Genomic DNA, 25,680 nt, shown 5'->3' with positions numbered 1-25,680 from the left:
ATCAGTGAGCGTCATTTCCCTGTAGTTCTGAGCGATAGTCAGCGCTACTTTCTTCCGCGTCGAGAATCCCCTCCACGTATTCCACCAGTGTCTCGCTCGACGAACCGGCGTAGAGGGCTTCATTGAAAGAAGGCTTGCCCTTGGGCATCTCCAAGGCACTCTCAATGAGGTCTACGAGATCCTGGCGGACAGGGTCATAGGGCACAAAGTTATCCGAAATCTGCCTCAGTACCGTCTCATCTCGGTTTTCGAAGACATTCGTGATGGTCGGAATACCGGATGCCGCTGTCTGGAACGCTATCACCCCCGGATGGGCCGAGTAGATCATAGAGACCACCACGTCGCAGGACGAAATCAGCTCCATGTACTGTTCGAACGGCAGCTTGCTGGTGACATAGACCTGATTACCGTTCAGTTCATACGACAACCTGGTGTCAATGGTACCGACCATATAGATTTCGTATCCTGAGCGGCGCCGGCAGAACTCTTGCATTGCTTCCAACAAGAGTTCCGGCAGGTTTCTCTCCTGGAAACATTCCGGCCGGAAGTAGAAGAACAAGCGCCGAGACTTCTCGGGCTGCACCGTCAACGCTGCGATCCTGGGACTGGTGACGAACAATCGCTGGTCCGCATTGATCAAGCCTTGATCGGCCAGGAAGTCCTTCAACATCACCGTCGAGACGATGAGGTTCCTGGAATTGGCAACCGCAGACTCTGCCTGAATGTAGCGCGAGCCCCAGGGGAAGAAGCCGGACTCGAAGTCCTGGCAGTAATACACCACGTTCAACTTTTCTCGCCATGTGCAATGAGCTCGGTCCGCCAATTGCGAGTTGAATGTGACCACCAATGCCGGCCTGTGACCGATCGCAGGGATCTCCCCGAGACGAATCACCTCGATGTTGGCCCCATACCGCCGCGCCAGTTCGGCATCGAACATCTCCGCTTCGACCGCGACATAGACCCGGTCGAAGCGCGCAAACACCGGCTTGAAATCCTTGAAAAATGCACTGTACCCGGCGAAGAACAAGTCATCCTGCAGGTGGGACAACAACACCAGCAGGCAGCGCTCCCCCCTCACGGGCAACGCCGAAATATCCGCTAGAGAACGGTGCAAAGGGCGCATATTCGACGGCGCAAACATGCCACCCGGGTAGTGCGGAAGCAATGAGAATCTGCGCTCTATGGCATTGGTGCTGTAGATTCTGCGCTCGGCACGGCCCGCCAGACAATAATGCACATATCCACACGAGATGTCTCCCCGCGCACGGGCTTGCGCGACATCGCCGTGCATCCCGAGATAGAACGCCTCGTTGAAGTCAATCACGCTGGCGCTCCCCGCCGCATGTTTCTGCAATTCGTGCTGAAACGTATCGAAGCTCAGCTCGGAATAATCCGAAAGCGCATGAACGAGGCGATCGATATTCCGCTGCGTGTCAAAGACATCCGAGTCGGGTCCTCGACGGTGAATGCTCACGGCCCTGGTACTTTCTTCACCACCGGTCAAGCTGTAGTGACCGTTTTCCGTCAGAGCAGACAGTTGCTCCGGGTTATCCACAAAGCAAACCCTCTCCAAGAAGGCCCCGGGCAAACGCGGCTGCACAAGCTTCAGCCACCGGTAGCCCGCTGCCTCACAGACAAAGTAGTAGAGCCGCTCCACCACGTGCCCGAGGGTGCCGTCAATCTGGCTTCCTTCGTCCTGAAAGTCCTCAGTTCTGAGCTTGCGCTCAAGCAGCGGCTTCAGTGCCGCAGATCGCCCCCAGAACATCGAGCCCGAGGGAAAGTCCACGCGACCATCGAGATCAATGGCAATGCCCATCGACTGGGCGAAAGCGCGAGCCTGCTTGAAGTTCCACCCCCAGCCTATAGAGGATCGAACAACTGACAGATGCTGCGGCCCGATCATGCCGAGCTGCGGATCAACGCGGAAGGCCTCAAAAATACCCTGCACAAGCTGCCGCGAGCCAAGCAGGCTCTCAAACAGATAGGTCCTCCAGCCATTCAATACGTTCGCATGGGGCGATTTCTTGGAATGGATATGGAGAAAGAACTCATAGTTCTCATACACGTCACGGCAGGCAATCAATTTCGGAGCGATATCTCGCCCACGATTGGCCGCAATGCGAACCTCCACCCGCCCTGCTTCCCATTGCTGGAAGGCCTTCTCAATTTCGGCCTGCTTCTCTGCCGTGTCGGTGGTGATGAACAGGTCGAACGGGTAAGGAATATTCTGCAAGTATCCCCGGATCTCACCCGCAAGATCGGGGTAGTAAATATGACAAATGACCGCGATGCTCGGCTTGCTCGACCAGGCGAGGGGCTCGTATGACAAAGGCACAACCAGGCTGTAATCGCTTTGCGGCGGTGCAAAGTGCGGCGCCGTTCCTTCAAGCACGGCTGCGTGCCCAGCCGCGCGGTCGCCCGCCGACAATGCCTGCTCACCAGCCGGCAAGCTGCCAATCGCTTCAACGTCAGCTGTAGCCTGCTGCGCGGCGCCCATTTCCTGGGCGCTGACACCCGCGCGCAGCAATTTTCTCGCCCGCAACTTGCTCGCCAGTTGACCCGTGCCGACCCACCAGACCAGTTTCACAGTCTGGCGTATGAGTCGCCTCGTAGCCGGAAAATCGCGCAAGGCGGTGCGAGGCAGTGCCGTCACCTTCCAGGAAAAGCTGTTTCGAAGTGCATCATTATCGTGAGACAAAAACTGTACCTTTTGCGTTAAGTCTACGATGTAAGCGTCCCGCTGCCTCAAAGACATATCGGCTGACTCTGCTGCTGCCTGCCTATTGGAAAGCTCCTGCTTCAACCGGAGAATCTCGACGTCCTTCTCTTCCAGCCCTCGGCGGAATTCCGCGATATGCTCCTCCTTCTGCCCCAGAAGATGACGGGCCTGGACATGCTCAGCATCCAATGCCGTCACACTTCCCCGAAGTTCGGCAATTTCATGGGCATTGCAGGTTTGGCATTCGGAAAGGTCTTTTTTCAGCCGAAGAATCTCTTCATCCTTCTCCGTATTCGCCCGCTGAATCTCAGTGGAAAGGTGCTCCTTCTCGTCGATATGGCGACGAAACTCTGCGATTTGCACGTCTTTCTGCTCAAGGAGATGACGGGCATTGGCATATTCTCCCTCCAATGCCACCACGCTCGCCTGAAATTTGGCGACTTCAAGAGTGCAGTGCACTTGACTTTCGGAAAGATCTTTCTTCAACTGGGAAATTTCGGCATCCTTCTCCCCATTCGCGCGTTGGAGCTCAACAGAAAGATGTGTTTTCTCTTCTATAGCACGACGGAATTCTGCGATATGCAGCTCCTTCTGCTCAAGAATATGGCGAATATTGGCTGACTCAACGCCCAATGCCGTCATATCGGCTCGAAGCTCACTAATTTCACGCTGGTTGTACAACACAATGCCTTGTCGCTCAATTGCCGCTCCAAGTCTCTGAAACAAATCCAGCGACAACAAACGAGTACCGGCGGCACTGGGGCCATCCACCATAGACATAAGCAACGGTGACCGATCTTCTCCCACCAGGAGAACACCTAGGCCATGGCTATGCTTAAATTCGAATCCCGGATAAGTTTGAATGAGTTCCATCCATAGCCGGTGAACTCCGAAATCCCGCTCATAAACATTGGTGTCATGGAAAAGGACGACTCCACGCCTTGACACCTTTGGCAACCAATTCTCAAAATCGTGTCGCACCGCCTCATAAGTGTGCAGACCATCGATATGAAGGAGATCAACCGACTTATCCGCAAAGAGTCCGGCCGCCTCATCAAATGTCATCCGGAGCATCTTAGAGAACGCACCGTACCGAGAATCATGGTACGCCCTCAGATTCGCATAAACGCTCTCATCATAATTGCCTGCATGCTCATCACCCTGCCAGGTATCCACCGCGTAGGCCCTCGTATCCAACGAATTTCGATCAATGGATTGACAGAAGGCACCGTATGAATTACCGGAATGAGTTCCCAGCTCCACCAAAACCTTTGGCTTCAATATGGACACCAGCCAGGACGCGAATGGGATATGCCCAATCCATCCATAGGGAAACTCAAGTCGTTCCGGCACAATGAGCGAGGAACTATTTAGCAGCCCCCCCAGAATGTCTGCCTCAATGAATTCTGCATTACCAACCTTATTGAACGTCATCTTCCACCTCCATGGTAATGGATGCCATGGGAATACCAATCAACCCTGTCGATACACTGGTTGACTCAGATTTAAAATGAAGAGCATCATGAATCCAGTGATGTTGCACGTGCTCATCCTGTGTTCCGTTCGCAATGGCCACGGTCACGCTGAAGTTCCCAGTCGAAAGAATGGGCATCTGAAACTTAAATTGCGCCTTCAAGACCCCCCCCGCATGGCATGTCACGGGTGATGTCATATAGTTCAAATAGGTATTGTCTCCAAAAAGTGTCTGCCCCAGCTTGTCATTGATGTAAAAACCAATAATGGGGGAATCAAGATTTTCATTGACCTTGACAAAAACCTGAAGGACGACGAATTCACCACCCACAATCCAAGACAACGGCCTCCCACTCAAATCCTCAAGCCTTACATCTATGATTTGCGCGCCACCTTTCCCGAAAGAAGCAGCGGAGGCATCAAATTCGAATACCTGCAAATCATTTCGAAGATTACTGGCATTGACAAACTCAAGACGCTGATCTTTCAGCGGCACGTCGGCACCCTGTTTTTTTATTGGCTTCAGACGAGTCGTCGTACTATGGCCTTGCTGCAACTCATAAAAGGCTTGCAAATAGAGTTCGCTCACCTCCTTGGCATCACCATCCTGGAGAATTCGTCCGGTCTCCAACCAGACTGCACGTCCACACAGGCTTCTAATGGACGTAGTGTCATGACTGACGAACAAGACCGTGCCAGCGCGCATGAAGTTGCGCAGAAAACGCATGCACTTCTGGGTAAAGAAAGTATCCCCTACCGCCAACGCCTCGTCGATCACCAGGATATCCGCATCGACATGGGCAATGACCGCAAATGCCAAACGCACCATCATACCGCTGGAGTAGGTTTTGACGGGCTGGTCTATAAACTCCCCGATATCGGCGAAAGCAACGATATCGGCATAACGCGCCTCTGTCTGCTCCCGGGAAAGCCCAAGTATTCCCGCATTCAAAAAGACATTTTCGCGCCCAGTGAACTCCGGGTTAAAACCAGAGCCCAACTCGAGGAGAGCGGCGACACGCCCGTTCACCTCAACATCACCGGCGGTCGGATGCAATGTTCCGCAGATGATTTGAAGCAGTGTGGACTTCCCTGAACCGTTACGCCCAATGATGCCAACGGTCTCTCCCTTTCTTATATCAAAGGAGATGTCCTGAAGGGCCCAGAATTCATCAAAGTACTGAGTTCTTGGTATCCCGAAAAGCCCTTGCAAACGGGGAGCCACGAACTGCTTCAGTCGATCGCGCGGTTTATCGTAAACTTGGTAGCATTTACCCAGATTACGTATGCGGATTGCGATTTTCTCAGAGGACATCGGCAAATCCCTTTCTGGTCTTTTGGAACCAGAAATAACCCACCCAACACACCAGAGACGCCGCTACCATATACAGGCCCAACCCCTGCCAATCCGGCATATTACCCAAGATGAGCACCGAGCGCGTCTGTTCAATAATAAATGTCAATGGATTTGCCAATAGCCACGGCCTGAAGTCCAGAGGAAGTGCGGTGATCGGATAAAAAATAGGCGACAAAAAAAGCATCATCATGGTGAAAATAGCAATAGTCTGACCCACATCACGCAGATACACACCAATAGATGCCAGAAACCACGCAACGCCCTGAACAAACAAAACTAGCGGAACAAAGACCAGAGGCACAAAAATGATCGTCCAGTGGATCACTCCATCAAGGAAAAGATAGGCCGCAATCAGTACCAACAAACTCACCATTGCATGAAAGAGGGCGCTCCCCATTGTCACAACGGGTAGAATCTCTATAGGAAAAACCACCTTCTTAACATAATTGGCATTGGACAATATCAATCCAGGTGCACGATTAAGAACATCGGCGAATAAACCGTGCACGATCATGCCGGCGAACAACAACATCGCAAACAGTGTCCGGCTTTCCTCTTGGGAAGCATCTGTACCCCAACGAGACTTAAAAACCACTGAAAAGACGAAGGTGTAAACAGTCAGCATGAAGACGGGGTGAAGAAACGACCATAGCAGACCCATGGCCGATCCACGGTAGCGACCGACCACATCACGCCTGACCATGGCGGCGATAAGTTCCCGATTACGCCAGAGGCTTCTTACAAGAGCGACCGGCGATGCAGGTATATCAGCATGCGGATTCAAGAAAACACCTCTGCACGGGAAAACTGCGCCCCTGCGCCGTCCTTGGCCGAGAGCAGCGGCTGTACGTTTTTCGGCCAACCAATGCCCAGTTCCGCATCGTTCCAGACAATGCACCGCTCGTGCTGCGGCGCGTAGTAGTCCGTAGTCTTGTACAGAAAATCCGCACTGTCACTAAGCACCAGGAAACCATGGGCAAACCCGGGCGGCACCCACAATTGCCGATGGTTATCCTCGCTCAATTCCACACCGACCCACTGGCCAAACGTGGGGGAACTCCTGCGGATGTCCACTGCGACGTCGAACACCGCGCCGCGCACCACACGCACGAGCTTGCCCTGCGGCTGCTGGATCTGGTAGTGCAGGCCGCGCAGCACGCCTCGGCTACTGCGGCTGTGGTTGTCCTGTACGAATTGGTAATTGGTGCCGGTGGCTTCGTCGAAGGCCTGCTGGTTGAAGCTTTCGAAGAAGAAGCCGCGGGCGTCGCCAAAGACTTTGGGCTCGATCAGCATTACGTCCGGAATGGGCAAACGGGTGGCACGCATATCAGTACACCTTTTCTTTCAGCAGGCGTTGCAGGTACTGGCCGTAGCCGTTCTTGGCCAGGGGTTGAGCCAGTTTTTCCAATTGGGCTGTGTCTATCCATCCATGGCGCCAGGCGATTTCTTCCGGGCAGGCAACCTTCAGGCCCTGGCGGTGCTCCAGCGTGGCGATGAACTGGCCAGCCTCCAGCAGGCTCTCGTGCGTGCCGGTGTCCAGCCAGGCGTAGCCGCGGCCCATGATTTCGACGTCGAGTTGCGCCTGCTCCAGATACAAACGGTTCAGGTCGGTGATTTCCAGCTCGCCGCGCGGCGAGGGTTTGAGGCTCTTGGCCAGGTCCACGACCTGGGCGTCGTAGAAGTACAAGCCGGTGACGGCATAGTTGGACTTCGGAGCCTTGGGCTTTTCTTCCAGCGACAAAACTTTGCCCCGTGCATCGAACTCGGCCACGCCATAACGCTCGGGGTCATGCACGTGGTAGGCAAAGACGCTGGCACCTTCGGCGCGGGTGTTGGCGCTCTCCAGCAGCTCGTGGAAGTGGTGGCCGTAGAAGATGTTGTCGCCCAGCACCAGGGCACTGGGGCTGCCCGACAGGAACTGCTCGCCGATCAGGAAGGCCTGGGCCAGGCCATCAGGGCTCTCCTGCACGGCGTATTGCAGCTTCAAGCCCCATTTGCTGCCGTCGCCCAGCAGCTGTTCGAACCGCGGGGTGTCCTGCGGCGTGCTAATGATGAGGATCTCGCGTATGCCCGCCAGCATCAGGGTGCTGAGCGGGTAATAGATCATGGGCTTGTCATACACCGGCAATAGCTGCTTGCTGATGGCAAGCGTGGCCGGGTGCAGACGAGTGCCGGAGCCGCCGGCGAGGATGATGCCTTTGCGTGAGTTCATGTCGTGCTTGATTGTTGCATTTAGAGAATTTCGGTCAGCATGCGGTCCACCCCTTGCTGCCAGAGTGGCAGAGTGAGACCAAAGGTGGCCTGCAGTTTGGCAGTACTTAGCCGTGAGTTGTGTGGGCGGGCAGCCGGTGTTGGGAAAGCACTGGTAGGCACTGGTGCCACCTCTTTTGTTTTAATAGTGATCGCGGGCTGCAGACGCTGCGCCTGGGCAATGACATGACTGGCATAGGCATGCCAGGTGGTTTCGCCACCTGCCACCAAATGGTAGATACCTGCATCCTTGCCTGCCCGTGTCTGGTCTTGCATCACCTGCCAGATAGCGTGAGCGGTGACATCTGCCAGCAACTCAGCCCCCGTGGGGGCGCCCCATTGGTCGTCGATCACGGTCAGCCTATCGCGCTCCTGAGCCAGGCGCAGCATAGTCTTGGCAAAGTTACCACCGCGGGCGGCATAGACCCAACTGGTCCGGAAGATGAGGTGGCGGCGGCAATGGGCCGCGATCAGCTGCTCTCCCTCTAGCTTGGTGCGGCCGTAGGCGCTGAGCGGCGCGGGCGCGTCTGCCTCGCGCCATGGGGTCGTACCACTGCCGTCAAACACATAGTCGGAGCTATAGTGCACTAGCCATGCGCCAAGACGCTCCGCTTCCTGCGCGAGTACGGCGGGCGCCAGGGCATTGAGAGTACGGGCCAGTTCAGGCTCGCTTTCCGCTTTGTCTACCGCAGTGTGCGCGGCGGCATTGACAATAACATCAGGGCGAACCTGCCGCACGGTGTCAGCCAAACCTTGCAGATCGGCAAGATCACCGCACAGGACAAGGTCGGAACTGGCACCGTGACGATCCAAGCCGATGACCGACCCCAGGGGAGCAAGGCTGCGTTGTAGTTCCCAACCGACTTGACCGTTCTTGCCGAATAGAAGGATTTTCATAAGGTTTAGATTTTCTAGGCGGCTCTTAACAGAGCCAGCAAACCGGCGGTGGAGGCGTCCAGACCATCAGTCTTCCCACTGACTAGACACTGCTGCAAGTCCTTGGCGAGGGTTTTGCCGAGTTCCACACCCCACTGGTCGAAGCTGTTGACGCCCCAGACGGTGCCAGCAACAAAGGCGCGATGCTCCTGCAGGGCGAGCAGGGCTCCGAAGGAAGCTGAACTGAGGTCATTGAGTAGCAGGAAACTACTGGGCCGGTTACCCGGAAAGTCCTGATGGCCTGGGATCTGCCCTTCGACAGCCGTAGCACCTTGCATGAGTGCCTGGGCCTGTGCAAAAGCGTTGGTTAGGAGCGGTACCTGATGCTCAGTGAGCGAATGGGCGGGGCGCTTAACAGCGATGAACTCCACCGGCACGCGCCCAGTGCCCTGATGCAGCCACTGGAAAAAAGCATGCTGACCGTTGGTGCCAGGCTCGCCCCAGACGGAGGCACTAGTGGAGTAGTTGACGGGGCTACCATCACGGTGCACCCGCTTGCCATTGCTTTCCATTTCCAGCTGCTGCAGGTACGCGGGCAGGCGGCGCAGCCCATGGTGGTAGGGAACGACACAGCGGCTGGCCATGTGCAGGAAGGTGCTGTTCCACACGTCGAGCAGGCCAAGCCACACAGGAAGATTCCCGGATAGTGGCTCGCATTCAAAATGCCGATCCATGGCAACGGCGCCTTGCAGCATCTGCCGGAAACCCTCTTCGCCGAGGGCAACAGCGATTGGCAAGCCGATGGCAGACCACAGGGAAAAGCGCCCACCCACGCCTTCCGGTAAATCCAGCACCTGGGCAAATCCCATCGCATGAGCCCGCTCAGCGCGGGCAGTGATAGCAAGAAAATGCTGTCCGATGTCCGCCCCGCCCTGCTGCTGGAACCATTGCAGCGCGGACCGCGCGTTGCACAAGGTTTCGGCGGTCGACCAGGACTTGGAGGCAACGACGAACAGGGTGTGTGCAGGCCGCACGTGTTGCAACACTTCGTGCAGCTCCTGTCCGTCCAAGTTGGAGACAAAGTGCAAACGCTGGGTGCTCGTTTTGAAGGGTTGCAGGGCCTGCACGGCCAACTCCGGCCCCAGGCCAGAGCCGCCAATGCCAATATGGACGATGTCGTGAATATTGCTGTCGCGACGAATCTGCTCGGCTTGCTGGAGCATGTGGTTGACGCCACGGCACAGCGGCTCGCAACTCTGAGGAGCGCAGACGACTGCTCGGCGTAGCTGAACATGCTGAGCCGGGCGCCGTTCGGTGTCATTGACGATCTGCCCCGTCAACAGCGCCTTCTGTCGCTCAGACAAGCCGCTGGTGCGCGCAAGTTCAAGCAACCCGGCCAGAACCGATACGTCCCACAGCTGCTTGGACAGGTCGGCGAAAACAAAAGGCGCACGCAGGCTCAATTGCCCGAAGCGCTGCGGCTGATCCGAGAAAGCGGTTCGCAAGTCAAACTCGCTCCCATAATAATCAGCCTGCCGGGCCAACACCCGCCAAACAGGGAGTTGGTTAGGTTCCGTCATATCAGACTCGATATTGAACCGCGATCCAGTCGCGATAGACGCCGCTTTGTACCTGACTCACCCACTGCGGGTTGTCCAGGTACCACTGCACGGTCTTGCGGATGCCGGTCTCGAAGGTTTCCGCGGGCTTCCAGCCCAGTTCGCGCTCGAGCTTGCGCGCGTCGATGGCGTAGCGGCGGTCGTGGCCCGGGCGGTCGGTCACGTAGCTGATCTGGGTGGCGTAGCTCTGGCCGTCGGCGCGCGGACGCAGTTCGTCGAGCAGGCGGCACACGGTGTGCACAATCTCAATGTTGGGCTTTTCGTTCCAGCCGCCGACGTTGTAGGTCTCGCCCAGTCGGCCGGCCTGCAGCACGCGGCGGATGGCGCTGCAGTGGTCCTTGACGTAGAGCCAGTCGCGCACCTGCATGCCGTCGCCATACACGGGCAGGCTCTTGCCTGCCAGGGCGTTGACGATCATCAGCGGGATGAGCTTTTCCGGAAAGTGCAGCGGGCCGTAGTTGTTGCTGCAGTTGGTGGTGAGTACCGGCAGGCCGTAGGTGTGGTGCCAGGCGCGCACCAGGTGGTCACTGGCCGCCTTGCTGGCAGAGTACGGGCTGTTGGGCTCGTAGTTGTGCTCTTCGGTGAAGGCCGCAGCAGCCGGCGCCAGACTGCCATAGACCTCGTCGGTGCTCACGTGCAGGAAGCGGAATGCTTCTTTTTGTGTAGCTGGCAGCGCTTGCCAGTAGTGCCTTACGGCCTCCAAAAGCCTGAAGGTGCCGACGACGTTGGTCTGGATGAAGTCCTCGGGGCCGTGGATGGAGCGGTCTACGTGGGATTCGGCGGCGAAGTTGATCACGGCGCGTGGCTGGTGCTCGGCCAGCAGACGGTCCAGCAGCGTGCGGTCACCGATGTCGCCCTGCACGAAGCAGTGGCGTGCATCGCCCTGCAGGCTGTCCAGGTTGTGCAGGTTGCCCGCGTAGGTGAGCTTGTCCAGGTTCACCACCGGCTCGTCACCGACAGCCAGCCAGTCGAGCACAAAGTTGGCGCCAATGAAGCCTGCGCCGCCTGTTACCAGAATCATGGGGGGAAATCCTTCTCCAGAGCTGCCTGCAGAACACCTGCGGGACAAAGCCTTGGATTATCCCATCGGCATACACCCGCATGTAACAAACTCCCATGGCGCGATTTAGGGCGCTGCACCTACATGCGCACGCTGGAGGGCACCCACAATCACCACTCCGGCCAATGCACAAGGAGCCCCCTATGCCCCGCGTTCCTCCCGATGACGACACCGACCCCGCGCGCGAATTCCCACGCATGGCCCGGGAGTCCGCACAGCAAATCTGGCTGGCTGGCCTGGGCGCCTTTGCCAAGGCCCAGGCCGAGGGCGGCAGGGTCTTTGAGGCCCTGGTGCGCGAGGGCATGGCACTGCAGCGCAAAACCCAAGACACCGCCCAGGAGCATTGGGGCGAGGCCGCGCAGCGCATGGGGCAGATGGCCTCGGGACTGGGCGAGCGCGCCGCCGGCCAGTGGGACCGGCTGGAGGGCATCTTCGAGGAGCGCGTGTCCAAGGCCCTGCAGCGCCTCGGCGTACCCACCGCGCAGGAAGTGCAGGCCCTGCACGAGCGCATCGACGCCCTCACGCAGGAATTGCAAGCGTTGCAGGAGCGCCAAGCCGACCGCGACGGCGTGACAACCGCGCCGCCGCCGTCGCGCCCATCCACCCACGAGGGTTGAACGACCCTCCGCATCAACCCGGCTGTGCACCCGCGGGCGACTGGAGTAGATTTCCGGAGCACGACAACGCCCCCGATGGGAGGAGACAGCCCATGGCGAAGAAAGCTCCCCGCCGCACCGCCGAGCGCATCCTGGAGTCCAGCCTGGCGCTGTTCAACCGCTTTGGCGAGCCCAACGTCTCCACCACGGCCATCGCCGCGGACCTGCACATCAGCGCAGGCAACCTCTATTACCACTACCCCGCCAAGGAAGAGATCGTCAACGCGCTCTTCGCGCGCTACGACGAAGCGCTGAGCGGCCTGCTGCACGCGGGTGCGGACGTGCAGGACGTGGAGGACGCGTGGTTCTTCATGCACACGCTGTTCGAGTTGATCTGGCAGTACCGCTTCTTCTACCGCGACCTGAACAACCTGCTGTCGTGCAACCGCCGGCTGGAAGAGCAGTTCCCCGTGCTGCTACAAGCCAAGACCGCCGCCATGCACGATCTGCTGCAGGCACTGCGGCGCCGTGGCGCCTTGCAGATGGAACCGGCGGACGCCATGCAGCCTACCGCGACCAGCATGGTGGTGGTGCTGACCTACTGGCTCAGCTTCGAGTATGTGCGCGCTCCGCGCCAGGCGCTGGAACCCGAGAGCGCGCAGGCTGCGCTGCTGCACGGCGCGCGGCATGTGCTGGGGCTGCTCATGCCCTACCTGGAGCCCACCCAGCGTGCGCACCTGGCGCGGCTGGTCGGGGCCTACGACCAGGCCGGTTAACACCCGCGCTGGCGGGCCGTGTCAGGCCGGCAGCTCGGCAAACCGGCGCGCCGCGATCTCCAGCAGGCCGTCAAAGATCAGGTTTTCCACCAACTCGAACGGGCGCGTCATGCTGGGCGCCATCTTCCAGCCCGCGCCACCGGTCATCATGCAGGCGGGTTCCTGCCCGCAGTGCTGCCGCAGGTGCTGGTACATGCGCTCCACCGCACCGGCAATGGCATAGGTGCCGCCGCTGGTCAGCGCATCGCTGGTGTTGGATGGGAACAGGCGCACCTCGCCCGTGGGCACGTGCAGCCCCGCGGTGCCGGACTCCAGCGCGCGCAGCATGATGCCGTGGCCGGGCAGGATCAGGCCGCCCAGGAAGCGACCCTCCGCGTCCAGGGCCTCCACCGTCACGGCGGTGCCCACCATCACCACGATCAGCGGCCGCGCGGGCCCCTGGGCCAGCAGGCGGTGGCGCGCACCGATCATGGCCACCCAGCGATCCGCGCCCAGGCGCGTGGGATGGTCGTAGCCGTTGATGACGCCGGCTTCCTGCGCGGACGGCACCACCCAGCGCGCGGGCACGTCCCACAGCTCCATCTGCTCGGCCACGCGGCGCTTGACCGCGTCGCCCGCCACCACGCAACCCAGCATATGCCGGGGCGCAGGCAGGTGGGACCACGGGCCCTCGGCCAGGCGTTCGATATGGTCCAGGAATTCAGCGCCATGGGCCAGCAGGCCAGCACCGGGCTGCGCTGCGTCAAACAACGCCCACTTGAGACGGGTGTTGCCCACGTCGATGGCCAGGAAAGTCATGGCGCGGATTATCCGTTTTTTGCCTTTGCCTCCCGCAGAGCGCCGCAAATGCACGCGCTGCCGCCGGCGCGGGCGTTTTTCCGACATGGCGGTGCCGGACAGTACGGCTATAGTGGTCCCGACCGTTTCTGCAACCCCCAAGAAGGAGAGAAAGCCATGGGTCTTTTCAGTTTCATCAAGGAAGCCGGCGAGAAGCTGTTTGGCGGCAAGGACGCGCAGGCTTCCACAGCCGCCGCGCCCACGCAGGCCGAGCTCAACGACAAGGCCGGCAAGGCCATCGAGGCCTACATCGCGTCGCAGAACCTGGGCGTGAGCGACGTGCAGGTCCAGTTCGAAGGCCCCGAGGGCAAGGTGACGGTGAAGGGCACCGCACCTACGCAAGCGGCCAAGGAAAAAGTCACCCTGTGCTGCGGCAACGTGGCCAGCGTGACCAGCGTGGACAACCAGATGAGCGTGACCAACCCCGAGCCCGAAGCGCAGTACCACGACGTGGTGCGCGGCGACACGCTGAGCGCCATCGCCAAGAAGTTCTATGGCGACGCCAACAAGTACCCGGTGATCTTCGAGGCCAACAAGCCCATGCTGACCCACCCCGACAAGATCTACCCCGGCCAGAAGCTGCGCATTCCACCGCTGGCCAAGTAAGCCCCGGCAATCTCAAGCCAAAACGGCTGCCAGCGCTTGCACATCAAGCGCTGGCAGCTATTTTTTTGAGAGCAAAAAACTCCAGCAACCCGCTCAGCCCTGCCGCCACGGCAGGCCGCGAAAGCGCCAGCCGCTGCGCCGGTTGCGCTGGCCGTTCTCGTCCGGCTCGCCCTCGAAGCCTTCCAGGATGTTGTAGGCCGTGATGCCCAGCTCGGTCGCGCGCCGCGCCGCGGCCACCGAGCGCACGCCGCTGCGGCACAACAGCACCGCCGTGCCGCCGGGCGGCACTGCCGCGCGCAACTGCGCGTCAAAATCGGCATTGGGCTGCATGCCGGGCCATTGCTTCCAGGCCGCGGCCACGGCGCCGGGCACGAAGCCCACCCAGTCGCGCTCGGCATCGGTGCGCACGTCCACCAGCACCGCCTGGCCGGCGCGCACCCATTGCCACGCCAGCGGCGGGCTCACGTCGCCGGCGTAGCCCTCGGCGGGCAGGGGTTGCTCAGAAGCGTGGAGGTCGGGCGTGGGCGTGTTCATGGCGGCCATTCTGGCAGACCATGGCCGCCGCGCGCCCATCAGTCCCAGGGCGGCGCGGGCTGCTCGCGCAGGCTGCGGCGCAGCGCGGCGTAGTCGGGCACCACGGTGGCCACGGTGTCCCAGAAGCGCGGGCTGTGGTCCATCACGCGCAGGTGCGACAGCTCGTGCGCGACCACGTAGTCGATGATGGCCGGGCGGTAGTGCATGAGCCGCCAGTTCAGCCGGATGGAGCCGTCGGCCCGCGCGCTGCCCCAGCGGGTGTTGGCGCTGGACAGGCGCAGCCGCGTCCAGCGCACATCCAGCAGCGGCGCGAAGTGGTGCAGCCGCTCGGTGAAGCAGCGGCGCGCATCGCGCATCAGCCAGGCCTGCACCGCGTCGCGCACCTGGGCGGGCGCGGCGCTGCGCGCCAGGGCGATGCGCAGCGCGCGACCGGTTGCGCCGCCCTGCTCCTCGAGCGCTCCACCGCGCGCGGCGAAGCCGTGCGTAGGGTCCAGCACCACGGTGAGCGGCTCGCCCAGGTAGGGCAGCACGGCGCCGTCGCCCCAGACGATGCGCGCACGCTCTTCCTGCTGGCGGCGCGCCTGCTGCTCGCCAAGCTTGCGCAGGATCCACGGCGCCTTGTCGCGCAGCGCGGCATCCACGCCCGCCAGCGTGACCCAGGAGGGCGCGCGCACGGACAGGCCGTCGGGCCCCACGGTGAAGCCGATGGAGCGCCGGCGCGCACGCTGCAGCGCATAGGCCACCACCGCGTCGCCCAGCAGCACCTCGCGGCTGGCCGCCGGGTGGCGGAACACGGCGGGCGTGAGCAGATCGCCCAGCGGCGGCGCTGGCGCTACTAATAAAGGAGCTTCTGGCGCTTGTTGGACCGGCGCCATCGCCCGTTTCGGCTGTGGCACCTCGGAATCCGGGCTGCTCCCGCCGCCCAGGAAGTCCAGCGCCAGCTGCACCAACCGCTGCATGTCAGCCGGCGGTGGGGGGGTAGGCGTCGGGGTCCAGGCGGCGCATCTCGCCCTCGATCCACGCCTCCACCTCGCGCATCAGCTCGTCAGGCTTGCGCCCCTCGGTGGGGATGGGCCGGCCGACGGACACGTGCACCACCCCCGGGCGCTTGATGAAGGCCTTGCGCGGCCAGACCGTGGCCGAGGTCACGGCGATCGGCACCACGGGCACGCCGGCGTCGATGGCCAGGCGCGTGCCGCCGCTCTTGTAGTCGCCCTTGGCGCCGCGTTCCGTGCGCGTGCCCTCGGGGAACATGATGACCCAGGTGCCCTTGGCCAACAGGCGGCGGCCTTGCTGCAGCACCTTGGCGAAGGCGCGGGCGCGCTGGCCGCGGTCGATGTGGATCATGTCCAGGCTGCCGATGGACCAGCCGAAGAACGGCACCGAGAGCAGTTCCTTCTTGAACACATAGGCGAGGGGGTGCGGCATGATGGCCGGCATCAGGAAGGTCTCGTAGGTGGACTGGTGCTTGACCAGCAGCACCGCGCCCTGCTGCTCGCCCTGGGGCAGGTGCTCCATGCCGGTGATCTGCGTGCGGATGCCCAGCAGCCAGCGCGCCGAATCGATGCACAGCTTCAGCCAGGCGCGCGCCACGCGGTAGCGCGCCGCCGGGCTGCCGCCCAGCACACGCACCAGCAAGATGCCCAGGGTGTAGGGGACTACGGTGACGACCATCACCAGCAGATGAAGAATGGAGCGGATCAGTGCCATGAAGCAGTTTTCAGTGTTTTTGGCCTCTAGCGCCCATGCAGTAAGCGCCAGCAGCTATCAATTCAATAGTCTTCGCATCACAGGGCCACGGGCAGGCTGGCGCCGTTCTGCGGGGCGATGAAATCCGCCAGCGCGCCCAGGCTGGCATGGGCGCGCGTGCCGGCGGGCCAGCCGGGCGGCAGGCTCTGGCGCGGGTCCAGGTGGGCCGAGCGACCGGTGCAGACCATGTGCAGTTGCGCGCCCAGCTCGCTCGCCGCCTGCAGGTGGGCCGCACTGCTGCCCGCCACCAGAATTTCCTGCCCCTCCGCGCCGTAGCGATCGCGGATCTGCTCCATCAGGCCCGGAGCGGGCTTGCGGCAGTGGCATTGCTCGCTCTCGGTGTGGGGGCAGTAGAACACCGCGTCGATGCGCCCACCCAGCGTGGCCAGCTGCCGGTGCATCTTCGCATGGATGGCCACCAGGGTCTGCGCATCGAAGAGGCCGCGGCCCAGGCCCGGCTGGTTGGTGGCCACCACCACATGCCAGCCCGCGTGGTTCAGCCGCGCCACGGCCTCCAGCGCGCCAGGCACCGGCACCCATTCGTCGGGCGAGGCGATGAAGCCATCGCCCAGCGCGTTGAGCGTTCCGTCTCGGTCCAGGATGGCGAGTTTCATGGCGCGATTATCAAAGCAACGCTGCCGCGCCGCCCGCGTCCGCCGTCACCGGCGTAACGGTCCAGGCCCCACAGCCGCGCACGGTCACACCGCCAGGCGCGAGAGGTCGGCCACGCGGTTCATCGCCATGTGCAGCTTCTTGAGCAGGCCCTGGCGGTTCAGGCGCAACGCCAGCTCCTCGGCATTGACCATCACGTCGTCGAAGAACGCGTCCACGGGCGCGCGCAGCACGGCCAGGGTTTGCAGGCTGGCGGTGTAGTCGCCACTGTCGAACTGGGCGTTGGCCTCGGGCACGAAGCGCTGCAGCGCGGCGTACAGGTCCTTCTCGGCGGGCTCTTGCAGTAGTTCCTCATTCACGTGCGGATCCACCTCGCCGGCCTTCTTGAGGATGTTGGTCACGCGCTTGTTGGCCGCGGCCAGCGCGGGCGCTTCTTCCAGTTGGGTGAAGGCACGCACGGCCTCCAACTGGCGGGGCACCAGGGCCAGGCGCTGCGGGCGCAGGGCGATGACGGCGTCCACCTCCTGCGCGCTGTATCCCTGCTCGCGCAGGGAGCCAGCCAGGCGGTCGTAGATGAAGTCGGCCAACTGGGCGCTGGTGTCCTCGATCTTGTCGCCGAAAGCCGGCACCGCGCTGGCCAGCAGCGCATCCAGATCCAGCGGCAACTCTTTCTCGACCAGCATGCGGATCACGCCCAGCGCATGGCGACGCAGCGCAAACGGGTCGCGGTCGCCCGTGGGCAGGTTGCCGATGCCGAACATGCCCACCAGCGTCTCCAGCTTGTCGGCCAGCGCGACGACCACGCCCACGTTCTCGCGCGGCAGCGCGTCGCCGGCAAAGCGGGGCTTGTAATGGTCCTCGATGGCGTGCGCCACCTCGTCGGGCAGGCCGTCGCTCACCGCGTAGTAGCCGCCCATGATGCCCTGCAGCTCGGGGAACTCGCCCACCATGTCGGTGACCAGGTCGGTCTTGGCCAGCAGCGCGGCGTTGTCCACGCAGGTCAGCAGATAGTCCTGCGCGATCTCGCCTTCCTGGGAATCCAGCGCCGCGTTACCCTGCGCAAGCGCCGTGAACAGCTGCGTGGCAATGGCCTTGGCGATATGGCGCACCCGCTCCACACGTTCGCCCTGCGTGCCCAGCTTGTTGTGGTAGACCACCTTGGCCAGCTGGTCCACGCGGCTGACCAGGGTCTTCTTGCGGTCCTGATCGAAGAAAAACTTGGCATCCGCCAGGCGCGGGCGCACCACGCGCTCGTTGCCCTGGATGACGGCGCTGGCGTCCTGCGGGCTGATGTTGCTCACCACCAGGAACTGGTGGGTGAGCTTGCCCTCGGCATCCAGCAGCGGGAAGTACTTCTGGTTGGCCTTCATGGTGAGGATCAGGCACTCCTGCGGCACGGCGAGGAACTCCTTCTCGAATTCGCAGACCAGCACATTGGGGCGCTCGACCAGCGCCGTTACTTCGTCCAGCAGGGCGGCGTCTTCGATCGGCCGCACGCCACCGCCTACACGGTCGGCGGCCGCCTGCAGCTGGCGCGCGATCTCGGCGCGGCGCTCGGCAAAGCTAGCAATCACCGCGCCTTCGCTGCGCAGTTGCTCGGCGTAGCTGTCGGCGCTCTGGATCACGACCGGGTCCACGGAGGCCTCGAAGCGGTGGCCGTGCGTGGTGTTGCCGGCCGTCAGGCCCAGGGCCTGCACGCCGACGAGCACCTGCGTGCCGTGGAGCGCCACCAGGCCGTGGGCCGGGCGCACGAAATGCACGCTGGTCCAACCGTCCTGCAGCTGGTAGCGCATCACCTTCGGGATCGGCAGCTTGGCAATGGCTTCGTCCAGCGCCTTCTGCAGGCCGTCGGCCAGCAGCGCGCCCTTGGCCATGCTTTCAAAGAACAGCACCTCGGCCTTGCCATCGTGCACGCGCTTGAGCTGCGGCACGCTGGCGGCGTCGGCGCCCAGCGCGGTCAGCTTCTTGAGCAGCGCCGGCGTGGGCTGGCCGCTCGCATCCAGACCCACGGCCACGGGCATGAGCTTTTGCGACACCGCCTTGTCGGCCGCGGCGGGCAGCACTTCGGTGATGTGCGCCGCCAGCCGGCGCGGCGAGGCAAAGGCGGTGAGCTGCGAATGTGCCGAGGTCAGGCCTTGCGCCTGCAGTTGCTCCAGCAGCACGCCCGCGAAGGCATCGCCGAGCTTTTGCAGGGCCTTGGGGGGCAGTTCTTCGACAAACAGTTCGACAAGAAGATTCTGGTGATTCATGGTGTGTTTCTCGCTGCGCGGCGCGTGCGCTCAGGCGGCCTTCTTGTTCTGTTGTTCCGCGGCCTTGGCCAGCTCGGCCAGCACCTCGTCGGCATGCGCCTTGGGCGCCATGGGGAAGCCCAGGCGCGCACGGCTGTCCAGGTAGGCCTTGGCTACGGCGCGCGCCAGGTTGCGGATGCGGCCGATGTAGGCGGCGCGCTCGGTCACGGAGATCGCCCCGCGCGCATCCAGCAGGTTGAACGTGTGCGCCGCCTTGAGCACCTGCTCGTAGGCCGGCAGCGCGAGCTGCTCGCCCATCAGGTGGTTGGCCTGCTTTTCATGGGCGCCGAAGGCGGTGAAGAGGAACTCGGCGTCGGAATGCTCGAAGTTGTAGGTGGACTGCTCCACCTCGTTCTGGTGGTACACGTCGCCATAGGTCAATTTCGCGCCATTCGGGCCCTCGGTCCAGGTCAGGTTGTAGACGTTGTCCACGCCCTGCAGGTACATGGCCAGGCGCTCCAGGCCGTAAGTGATCTCGCCCGTGGCGGGCTTGCAGTCGATGCCGCCGACCTGCTGGAAATAGGTGAACTGCGTCACCTCCATGCCGTTGAGCCACACCTCCCAGCCCAGGCCCCAGGCGCCCAGCGTGGGGTTCTCCCAGTCGTCCTCGACGAAGCGGATGTCGTTCTTCTTGAGGTCAAAGCCCAAGGCTTCGAGCGAGCCCAGGTACAGCTCCAGGATGTTGTCGGGCGCGGGCTTGAGCACCACCTGGTACTGGTAGTAATGCTGCAGGCGGTTGGGGTTCTCGCCATAGCGACCGTCCTTGGGGCGGCGGCTGGGCTGCACGTAGGCGGCCTTCCAGGGCTCCGGGCCCAGAGCTCTCAAAAACGTAGCTGTATGCGACGTACCGGCGCCCACTTCCATGTCATAGGGCTGCAAGAGTGCGCAACCCTGGTCGGCCCAGTAGGACTGCAGTTTGAGGATGATTTGTTGGAATGTCAGCATGGCTGTGTGTCTGAGAGAGCGGGCGCGCTCGCACGCGCGAACCGGCAATTTTAGGCGTCCAAGCAAAACGGGGGCCGCAGCCCCCGTCGTACCTGGCCCGAGGCCGTCACTGGCCTTGCCAGCGGCGCAGCACCAGGCTGGCGTTGGTGCCGCCAAAGCCAAAGCTGTTGGACAGCACGTGTGTCAACTGCGCGTCGCGCGTCTGGGTCACCAGCGGCATGGAGCCCAGCAGCGGGTCCGGCGTCTCCACGTTGGCCGAACCGGCGATGAAGCCCTTGTTCAGCATGATCAGGCAGTAGATCGCTTCCTGCACGCCGGTGGCGCCCAGCGAATGGCCGGTGAGCGACTTGGTGCTGGAGAACGGCGGCACGGCCTCGCCGAACACCGCCTGCATGGCACGCACTTCCTGCATGTCGCCCACAGGCGTGGAGGTGCCGTGGGTGTTGATGTAGTCGATGGGCGCGCCCAGTCCTTCCATGGCCTGCTGCATGCAGGCGATGGCGCCGTCGCCCGACGGGGCCACCATATCTTCGCCGTCGCTCGTGGCGCCAAAGCCCACGACCTCACCCAGGATGGTGGCGCCGCGTGCCAGTGCATGCTCCAGGCTTTCCAGCACCACGGCACCGCCGCCGCCGGCGATCACGAAGCCGTCGCGGTTGGCGTCATAGGCGCGCGAGGCCTTCTCGGGCGTGGCGTTGTACTTGCTGGACATGGCGCCCATGCCGTCGAACAGCAGCGACATGCCCCAGGACAGCTCTTCGCCGCCGCCGGCGAACATCACGTCCTGCAGGCCCCAGGCGATCTGCTGCGCAGCGGCGCCGATGCAGTGCGCCGACGTGGAGCAGGCCGAGGTAATGGAATAGTTGATGCCCTTGACCTTGAAGTTGGTCGCAAGGCACGCCGAGACGGTGGAGCTCATGCAGCGCGTGACCTGGTAGGGTCCTACGCGGCGGATGCCCTTTTCGCGCAGCGTGTCGGCCGCCTCGATTTGGTTGGCGGGAGAGCCGCCGCCCGAGCCCATGATGAGGCCGGTACGCGGGTGGCTGACCTGTTCGGGGGTGAGGCCGGCCTGCTGGATGGCGTCTTCCAGGGCAATCTGCGCATAGGCCGCGGCGTCGCCCATGAAGCGCAGCTGCTTGCGGTCGATGCGCGCCTCGACGTCGATCTCAGGCACACCCGCCACCTGGCTGCGCAGGCCCAGCTCGGTGAACTGGGGCACGGCCTTGATGCCGGAGCGGCTGGCGCGCAGCGCCTCCTCCACGGTCTGCAGATCGTTGCCAATGCACGAGACGATGCCCGCGCCCGTGATCACCACCCGTTTCTTGGTCATGCTGCGCTTCCCTGTGCGTCGCCTTCGCGCAGGAACAGACCCACGCGCAGGTCGTTGGCCACGTAGATTTCCTTGCCGTCGGCCAGCAGGCGTGCATCGCCGATGGCCATGTTGAGTTTGCGCTTGATGACGCGCTTGAGGTCGATTTCGTAGGTCACGAGCTTTACGTCCGGGCCCACCTCGCCGGTGAACTTGACCTCGCCCGCGCCCAGCGCGCGGCCACGGCCCGGCAGGCGCAGCCAGGTGAGATAGAAGCCGATGAGCTGCCACATGGCATCCAGCCCCAGGCAGCCGGGCATGACCGGGTCGCCCTGGAAATGGCAGGCGAAGAACCACAGGTCGGGCTTGACGTCGAGTTCGGCCACGATCCTTCCCAGGCCATGCGCGCCGCCGTCGGTGTCGATGTGCGTGATGCGATCGAACATCAGCATGGGGGGCAGGGGCAGGCGCCCGCTGTCCGGACCGAACAACCGGCCCTCGCCCGAGGCGATGAGTTGTTCGTACGAGAAGGAATCAGCCATTGTCAATCGTGCTCCAGACGGCCCGTGCCGTCGCGGTAGGTGGTCGTTGATGCAAAAAAATCAGCGCGCGGCCCGCGGCCACGGGCGGCGAAGGCCCTCTATTATCCAGGCTCGCGCGCGCTCTGGCCTGTAACCGTGCCCCGGGAAAGCCCGCTGGCTACCGCGCCGGGATGATCTGGATCAATTTCCAGCCCGCGCCCGCCCTGTGCGCCCGCGCAGGCACCAGGCCAGCCCCGCCACTGCAAACCCGAGCGCCCACAGGGGCCAAAGCCCCCAGCGCGCCACCCACCGGGCGTACGGCGTGGCGGCGCCACCACGCCCCTGCACCTGGGCGCGCAGCACGCCGCGCTGATAAGCCGGCATGCGGTGCGTGACCTGCCCGCGGTGGTCGATCACCGCCGTGGCGCCGGTGTTGGTGGCACGCACCATGGGACGCTCGAACTCCAGCGCGCGCAGACGGCTGATGGCCAGGTGCTGGTCCACCGCCACGGTGTTGCCGAACCAGCCGATGTTGCTCAGGTTCACGAGGATGGTCGGGCTGCTCGCCGGGTCGAGAAAGCGCACGCCGATTTCCTCGCCGAACAAGTCCTCGTAGCAGATATTGGGCGCTATGCGCTCGCCGGCCCACGCCAGCGACGGCTGACCCACCGCGCCGCGGTTGAAGTCGCCCAGGGGGATGTTCATCATCTCGGTGAACCAGCGGAAGAACGGCGGGATGAACTCGCCGAACGGCACCAGATGGTGCTTGTCGTAGCGGTAGGGCTGCGGCTGCTCGGGCGCAAAGCCCAGCACCGAGTTGGTATAGCCCTCTTCCAGGCTGCCCAGCGGGATGCCCAGCAGCAGCGCCTGGCCGCCCGCGGCATAGCGCTCGGCCATGCCCTCCAAATAGCCGGGCACCAGCTGCTGCGGCAGCAGGGGGATGGCCGTCTCGGGCGCCACCACCAGGCTGGCCTTGGCCGCGTGGATCTGGTCGTAATACCACTGCAGCGCCATCGGCACGCCACTGCCGGGCTGGAACTTCTCGTCCTGCGGGATGTTGCCCTGCAGCAGCGCCAGCGACAGCGGCGCATGCACGGGTGGCGGCGCACCGCAGCCCTCGACGGCGCAGTGGCGCTGCCAGGCGGCCCCTGCCCCCACGGCCGTGAGCGCGAGGACCAGCGCCCACGCACGTGCATTGCGCAGGTCGGCGCGGCGCGCCTGCGCCAGCAACATGGCCAAGAGCGCCGCCGCGGCACCGATGCCGTACACGCCCACGCTGCGCGCCAGCGCGGCCAGGGGCCCCTGCACATGCGCGTAGCCGCCCGCGCCCCACGGAAAGCCGGTCCACCATTGGCCGCGTGCCAATTCCGCCAATAACCACAGCGCAGCAAAAACGATAGCTGCCAGCGCTCTATGGACGGGCGCTAGAGCCCAAAAACATGCAGAAACCGCTGCGTAATAACTGCCGAGGAACGCCGCCAGCCCCAGCACCGCCAGCACGGCCAGCGGCGCGGCCAGTCCCCCATACGTGTGCATGGAGATGAACAGCCACCAGAACGTGCCCGCGAGCCACGCCGTGGCGAACACCCAGCCCAGCAGGCCGGCCCGGCGTGTACCGCCGGCGCCCAGCAGCACATGCGCCCACAAGGCCAGCGACAGGATCTGCAGCCACCACAGCGGCTGCCCGCCCCAGGGCCAGGCCAGCGATGCGGCCTGCGCCAGCCCGGCCACCAGTGCCAGCACCCAGGGCAACGGGCCGCGGCGCGGTGCGTGCGCGGCCAGGGGCGGTGCGACGGCCATCAGCGTTCGGACTCGGGCGTGGCCGCCGCCGGTGCGACCTTGAACCAGCGCACCGACCCGCCCTTGGTGTGCATCACCACAAACTGCAGGCCGCCGAGCACCACGGACTCTCCCTTGCGCGGCATGCGGCCCAGCTCGTGCGCGATCAGGCCGCCGATGGTGTCAAAGCTCTCATCGGGGTCGCTGCCCTGCAGCGCCACGCCGAAGGCCTCGGCCACGCGCTCCACGGGCGTGTCGCCGCTCACGCGGAAGGTGCGGTCGGCCAGGCCGAAGATGTCGCCCTCGTCCTCGGGGATGTCGAACTCGTCCTCGATCTCGCCCACGATCTGCTCGATCACGTCCTCGAACGTCACCAGACCGGCGATGCGGCCGAACTCGTCGATGGCGATGGCCATGTGGTTGCGCGTGTTGCGGAATTCCCGCCCCAGGTCATGCAGGCCCTTGCTCTCGGGCACGAACAGCGCCGGGCGCACCAGCGTGCGCACGTTCAGCCCCGGCGAGCGCCAGAGCTTGAGCAGATCCTTGGCCAGCAGGATGCCGATGATGTTGTCGCGCTCGCCCTGGTACACCGGAAAGCGCGAGTGCGCGGTCTGCAGCACCTGGTGCATGAGCTCGTCCACCGGCGCGTCGATGTCCAGCATGTCCATGCGTGGCGCGGGCACCAGCACGTCGCCCGCGGTCATCTCGGCCATGCGCAGCACGCGCTCCAGCATCACCCGCGCATCGGCGTTGATGACGTCGTTGTCCTCGGCCTCGGCCAGCGTGGCGATGAGCTCGGCCGTCGAGTCCGGCCCGGGGTTGATGAACTCGACGAGGCGCTGCAGGAACGTGCGCTTGTCCTCCTTGTCGGAGGCGCGCGCAGGGTGGGGGTCGGACACGGGGACGGGTGCAGGTTGTGCAGGGAGTGGATCAGCCCCCAAGGATAGCGGATCGCCCCGCGCACCCGCGGGGCACGCCTGCCTACTCGGCGGCCTGGTGGCGGCCGTCGCGCACGCCCTGGCGGATTTCCTGCAGGTCGGCCAGGAAGCGCCAGAACTGCCGCGCCTGCTTCTTGAGCTGGTAGTCCACTTCGCCGAAATGCTCGGCCATGATCTCGGACACGCGCGTGTCGAAGCGCGCGGGCGGCAGCTGCAAGTACGCCTCGGATTCGGATCCGTCGCGGCGCACCGTGGCGCCGGCATTGCGCGCGATCTTGAGCATGGCCGTGTTCTCGGTGAGCGCGTGGATGAACATCATGCTCACGCCGCGGTTGCGCGCCAGCATCACCGCGCGCTCGAACAGCCGCGCGCCGTAGCCGCGCCCGCGCGCCGTGGCCGAGACCGAGACGCCGAACTCGGCGCAACTTTCGTACTCGCCCGATGGCGCAAACGCCACATGGGCCATGGCGATCAACTCCAGGCGGCGGTTGAAGATGCCGAACACCTCGTCGCGCGAGAAGTCCAGCAACTCGACGTAGCGGCGCACCTGGTCGTCGTTGGCGGCGTAGCCAAAGCGCAGGTAGCGGTCGCGCGGCTCCAGGCGCAGCAGGTGGGCGGCAATGCGCTCGCGGTGCTGCGGGCCGAGCGAACGGATGGGCACCATCACAGTGTTCATGGCAAAACCTCGGTGGAAGCGTCCCCCGGCGGCGGGGCGCAGCATTTGTCGCCCTGCGTTCCAGGAAGCGCGAAGCCAGTCTTTGGTTGAAAGCATGATGCGGCCGATTCTAGGGTTTTCCCTAGGAATCTGGGGCGCATATGCTGCAATGCAACAAAAA

Annotated in this window: 23 protein-coding genes; 3 read left to right on the top strand and 20 right to left on the bottom strand. The window is 63.2% G+C overall.

Features of this window, described 5'->3' with window-relative positions:
• Window position 1: 1 nt before the first annotated feature.
• Genes PCQ86_RS03715 through rfbB form a run of 8 tightly spaced genes read right to left on the bottom strand, consistent with a single transcriptional unit; the run spans window position 2 to window position 11,315 of the window.
• Window positions 2-4,153: a rhamnosyltransferase WsaF family glycosyltransferase gene (locus PCQ86_RS03715; RefSeq protein ID WP_442874542.1), complete on the bottom strand. Its 4,152-nt coding sequence runs from the start codon at window positions 4,151-4,153 to the stop codon at window positions 2-4.
• Window positions 4,140-5,507: an ABC transporter ATP-binding protein gene (locus PCQ86_RS03710; RefSeq protein WP_442874541.1), complete on the bottom strand. Its 1,368-nt coding sequence runs from the start codon at window positions 5,505-5,507 to the stop codon at window positions 4,140-4,142. Before PCQ86_RS03710 ends, PCQ86_RS03715 begins: the two co-directional genes overlap by 14 nt.
• Window positions 5,497-6,333 (bottom strand): ABC transporter permease, encoded by an 837-nt coding sequence (locus PCQ86_RS03705; protein WP_270174893.1) that lies wholly within the window; start codon window positions 6,331-6,333, stop codon window positions 5,497-5,499. The genes PCQ86_RS03710 and PCQ86_RS03705 overlap by 11 nt, the downstream gene beginning before the upstream one ends.
• Window positions 6,330-6,875 (bottom strand): dTDP-4-dehydrorhamnose 3,5-epimerase, encoded by a 546-nt coding sequence (gene rfbC / locus PCQ86_RS03700; protein WP_270174892.1) that lies wholly within the window; start codon window positions 6,873-6,875, stop codon window positions 6,330-6,332. The genes PCQ86_RS03705 and rfbC overlap by 4 nt, the downstream gene beginning before the upstream one ends.
• Window position 6,876: 1 nt before the next feature.
• On the bottom strand, window positions 6,877-7,761 hold the full coding sequence (rfbA, locus tag PCQ86_RS03695) for a glucose-1-phosphate thymidylyltransferase RfbA (RefSeq protein WP_270174891.1): 885 nt from the start codon (window positions 7,759-7,761) through the stop codon (window positions 6,877-6,879).
• Window positions 7,762-7,781: 20 nt separating this feature from the next.
• Window positions 7,782-8,696 (bottom strand): dTDP-4-dehydrorhamnose reductase, encoded by a 915-nt coding sequence (gene rfbD, locus PCQ86_RS03690; protein ID WP_270174890.1) that lies wholly within the window; start codon window positions 8,694-8,696, stop codon window positions 7,782-7,784.
• 14 nt (window positions 8,697-8,710) lie between these two features.
• A complete protein-coding gene (pgi, locus tag PCQ86_RS03685) occupies window positions 8,711-10,255 on the bottom strand; it encodes a glucose-6-phosphate isomerase (protein ID WP_270174889.1) in 1,545 nt (514 codons plus the stop codon).
• A gap of 1 nt (window position 10,256) precedes the next feature.
• Window positions 10,257-11,315, bottom strand: coding sequence for a dTDP-glucose 4,6-dehydratase (rfbB, locus tag PCQ86_RS03680; protein WP_270174888.1), 1,059 nt, complete (start codon window positions 11,313-11,315; stop codon window positions 10,257-10,259).
• A 182-nt stretch (window positions 11,316-11,497) separates the two neighbouring features.
• Here rfbB and PCQ86_RS03675 point away from each other — a divergent pair, with 182 nt between their 5' ends.
• Together PCQ86_RS03675 and PCQ86_RS03670 are read left to right on the top strand one after the other, a co-directional pair.
• Window positions 11,498-11,971, top strand: coding sequence for a phasin family protein (locus tag PCQ86_RS03675; RefSeq protein ID WP_270174887.1), 474 nt, complete (start codon window positions 11,498-11,500; stop codon window positions 11,969-11,971).
• A gap of 92 nt (window positions 11,972-12,063) precedes the next feature.
• Entirely contained in the window at window positions 12,064-12,726 is a 663-nt protein-coding gene (locus PCQ86_RS03670; RefSeq protein ID WP_270174886.1) for a TetR/AcrR family transcriptional regulator, read from the top strand.
• A gap of 21 nt (window positions 12,727-12,747) precedes the next feature.
• Here the strand turns inward: PCQ86_RS03670 and PCQ86_RS03665 are convergent, their stop codons facing one another.
• Window positions 12,748-13,524, bottom strand: a complete 777-nt coding sequence (locus PCQ86_RS03665; protein WP_011803993.1) for a type III pantothenate kinase — start codon at window positions 13,522-13,524, stop codon at window positions 12,748-12,750.
• Between the two features lie 156 nt (window positions 13,525-13,680).
• On the opposite strand from PCQ86_RS03665, the gene lysM reads away from it, so the two are divergent.
• A complete protein-coding gene (gene lysM / locus PCQ86_RS03660) occupies window positions 13,681-14,169 on the top strand; it encodes a peptidoglycan-binding protein LysM (protein ID WP_172205784.1) in 489 nt (162 codons plus the stop codon).
• Window positions 14,170-14,262: 93 nt separating this feature from the next.
• Here lysM and PCQ86_RS03655 read toward each other — a convergent pair whose 3' ends face one another.
• From PCQ86_RS03655 to PCQ86_RS03605, 11 genes are all read right to left on the bottom strand, one after another.
• Entirely contained in the window at window positions 14,263-14,712 is a 450-nt protein-coding gene (locus PCQ86_RS03655) for a rhodanese-like domain-containing protein (RefSeq protein WP_370567729.1), read from the bottom strand.
• 29 nt (window positions 14,713-14,741) lie between these two features.
• A complete protein-coding gene (locus PCQ86_RS03650) occupies window positions 14,742-15,662 on the bottom strand; it encodes a M48 family metallopeptidase (RefSeq protein WP_172205782.1) in 921 nt (306 codons plus the stop codon).
• A 1-nt stretch (window position 15,663) separates the two neighbouring features.
• A complete protein-coding gene (locus PCQ86_RS03645) occupies window positions 15,664-16,413 on the bottom strand; it encodes a lysophospholipid acyltransferase family protein (protein WP_012655569.1) in 750 nt (249 codons plus the stop codon).
• 77 nt (window positions 16,414-16,490) lie between these two features.
• A complete protein-coding gene (gene gmhB, locus PCQ86_RS03640; protein ID WP_012655568.1) occupies window positions 16,491-17,066 on the bottom strand; it encodes a D-glycero-beta-D-manno-heptose 1,7-bisphosphate 7-phosphatase in 576 nt (191 codons plus the stop codon).
• Between the two features lie 84 nt (window positions 17,067-17,150).
• Complete coding sequence (glyS, locus tag PCQ86_RS03635; protein ID WP_011803987.1) at window positions 17,151-19,313, bottom strand: glycine--tRNA ligase subunit beta; 2,163 nt, start codon at window positions 19,311-19,313, stop codon at window positions 17,151-17,153.
• A 30-nt stretch (window positions 19,314-19,343) separates the two neighbouring features.
• Window positions 19,344-20,297 carry a glycine--tRNA ligase subunit alpha gene (gene glyQ / locus PCQ86_RS03630; RefSeq protein ID WP_011803986.1) on the bottom strand — a complete coding sequence of 318 codons (954 nt, stop codon included), beginning with the start codon at window positions 20,295-20,297 and terminating at the stop codon, window positions 19,344-19,346.
• 106 nt (window positions 20,298-20,403) lie between these two features.
• Complete coding sequence (fabB, locus tag PCQ86_RS03625) at window positions 20,404-21,627, bottom strand: beta-ketoacyl-ACP synthase I (protein WP_011803985.1); 1,224 nt, start codon at window positions 21,625-21,627, stop codon at window positions 20,404-20,406.
• The gene (gene fabA, locus PCQ86_RS03620; protein ID WP_047350077.1) at window positions 21,624-22,148 is read right to left on the bottom strand and encodes a 3-hydroxyacyl-[acyl-carrier-protein] dehydratase FabA; all 525 of its coding nucleotides are present in this window, start codon (window positions 22,146-22,148) and stop codon (window positions 21,624-21,626) included. The genes fabB and fabA overlap by 4 nt, the downstream gene beginning before the upstream one ends.
• 180 nt (window positions 22,149-22,328) lie before the next feature.
• Window positions 22,329-23,927 (bottom strand): apolipoprotein N-acyltransferase, encoded by a 1,599-nt coding sequence (lnt, locus tag PCQ86_RS03615; RefSeq protein ID WP_011803983.1) that lies wholly within the window; start codon window positions 23,925-23,927, stop codon window positions 22,329-22,331.
• Window positions 23,927-24,805, bottom strand: coding sequence for an HlyC/CorC family transporter (locus tag PCQ86_RS03610; protein ID WP_270174885.1), 879 nt, complete (start codon window positions 24,803-24,805; stop codon window positions 23,927-23,929). Before PCQ86_RS03610 ends, lnt begins: the two co-directional genes overlap by 1 nt.
• An 82-nt stretch (window positions 24,806-24,887) precedes the next feature.
• On the bottom strand, window positions 24,888-25,616 hold the full coding sequence (locus PCQ86_RS03605) for a GNAT family N-acetyltransferase (RefSeq protein ID WP_270174884.1): 729 nt from the start codon (window positions 25,614-25,616) through the stop codon (window positions 24,888-24,890).
• Between the last annotated feature and the right edge of the window lie 64 nt (window positions 25,617-25,680).

The sequence above is a fragment of the Diaphorobacter sp. ED-3 genome (assembly GCF_027625375.1).
Classification (GTDB): Bacteria; Pseudomonadota; Gammaproteobacteria; order Burkholderiales; family Burkholderiaceae_C; genus Diaphorobacter; species Diaphorobacter nitroreducens.
Note: the sequence above shows the minus strand (reverse complement) of the source record. Positions and strands in the feature narration are given on the sequence as shown.

Excerpts from the sequence above, each read along its gene's own strand:
- glyS (WP_011803987.1), bottom strand. The coding sequence starts at position 19,313 with ATGAATCACCAGAATCTTCTTGTCGAACTGTTTGTCGAAGAACTGCCC.
- lysM (WP_172205784.1), top strand. The coding sequence starts at position 13,681 with ATGGGTCTTTTCAGTTTCATCAAGGAAGCCGGCGAGAAGCTGTTTGGC.
- PCQ86_RS03665 (WP_011803993.1), bottom strand. The coding sequence starts at position 13,524 with ATGACTTTCCTGGCCATCGACGTGGGCAACACCCGTCTCAAGTGGGCG.
- PCQ86_RS03605 (WP_270174884.1), bottom strand. The coding sequence starts at position 25,616 with ATGCTTTCAACCAAAGACTGGCTTCGCGCTTCCTGGAACGCAGGGCGA.
- gmhB (WP_012655568.1), bottom strand. The coding sequence starts at position 17,066 with ATGAAACTCGCCATCCTGGACCGAGACGGAACGCTCAACGCGCTGGGC.
- fabA (WP_047350077.1), bottom strand. The coding sequence starts at position 22,148 with ATGGCTGATTCCTTCTCGTACGAACAACTCATCGCCTCGGGCGAGGGC.
- lnt (WP_011803983.1), bottom strand. The coding sequence starts at position 23,927 with ATGGCCGTCGCACCGCCCCTGGCCGCGCACGCACCGCGCCGCGGCCCG.
- PCQ86_RS03645 (WP_012655569.1), bottom strand. The coding sequence starts at position 16,413 with ATGGCACTGATCCGCTCCATTCTTCATCTGCTGGTGATGGTCGTCACC.
- PCQ86_RS03670 (WP_270174886.1), top strand. The coding sequence starts at position 12,064 with ATGGCGAAGAAAGCTCCCCGCCGCACCGCCGAGCGCATCCTGGAGTCC.
- rfbA (WP_270174891.1), bottom strand. The coding sequence starts at position 7,761 with ATGAACTCACGCAAAGGCATCATCCTCGCCGGCGGCTCCGGCACTCGT.
- PCQ86_RS03675 (WP_270174887.1), top strand. The coding sequence starts at position 11,498 with ATGCCCCGCGTTCCTCCCGATGACGACACCGACCCCGCGCGCGAATTC.
- fabB (WP_011803985.1), bottom strand. The coding sequence starts at position 21,627 with ATGACCAAGAAACGGGTGGTGATCACGGGCGCGGGCATCGTCTCGTGC.
- PCQ86_RS03715 (WP_442874542.1), bottom strand. The coding sequence starts at position 4,153 with ATGACGTTCAATAAGGTTGGTAATGCAGAATTCATTGAGGCAGACATT.
- rfbD (WP_270174890.1), bottom strand. The coding sequence starts at position 8,696 with ATGAAAATCCTTCTATTCGGCAAGAACGGTCAAGTCGGTTGGGAACTA.
- rfbC (WP_270174892.1), bottom strand. The coding sequence starts at position 6,875 with ATGCGTGCCACCCGTTTGCCCATTCCGGACGTAATGCTGATCGAGCCC.
- glyQ (WP_011803986.1), bottom strand. The coding sequence starts at position 20,297 with ATGCTGACATTCCAACAAATCATCCTCAAACTGCAGTCCTACTGGGCC.
- PCQ86_RS03710 (WP_442874541.1), bottom strand. The coding sequence starts at position 5,507 with ATGTCCTCTGAGAAAATCGCAATCCGCATACGTAATCTGGGTAAATGC.
- PCQ86_RS03655 (WP_370567729.1), bottom strand. The coding sequence starts at position 14,712 with ATGGCCGCCATGAACACGCCCACGCCCGACCTCCACGCTTCTGAGCAA.
- rfbB (WP_270174888.1), bottom strand. The coding sequence starts at position 11,315 with ATGATTCTGGTAACAGGCGGCGCAGGCTTCATTGGCGCCAACTTTGTG.
- pgi (WP_270174889.1), bottom strand. The coding sequence starts at position 10,255 with ATGACGGAACCTAACCAACTCCCTGTTTGGCGGGTGTTGGCCCGGCAG.
- PCQ86_RS03650 (WP_172205782.1), bottom strand. The coding sequence starts at position 15,662 with ATGCAGCGGTTGGTGCAGCTGGCGCTGGACTTCCTGGGCGGCGGGAGC.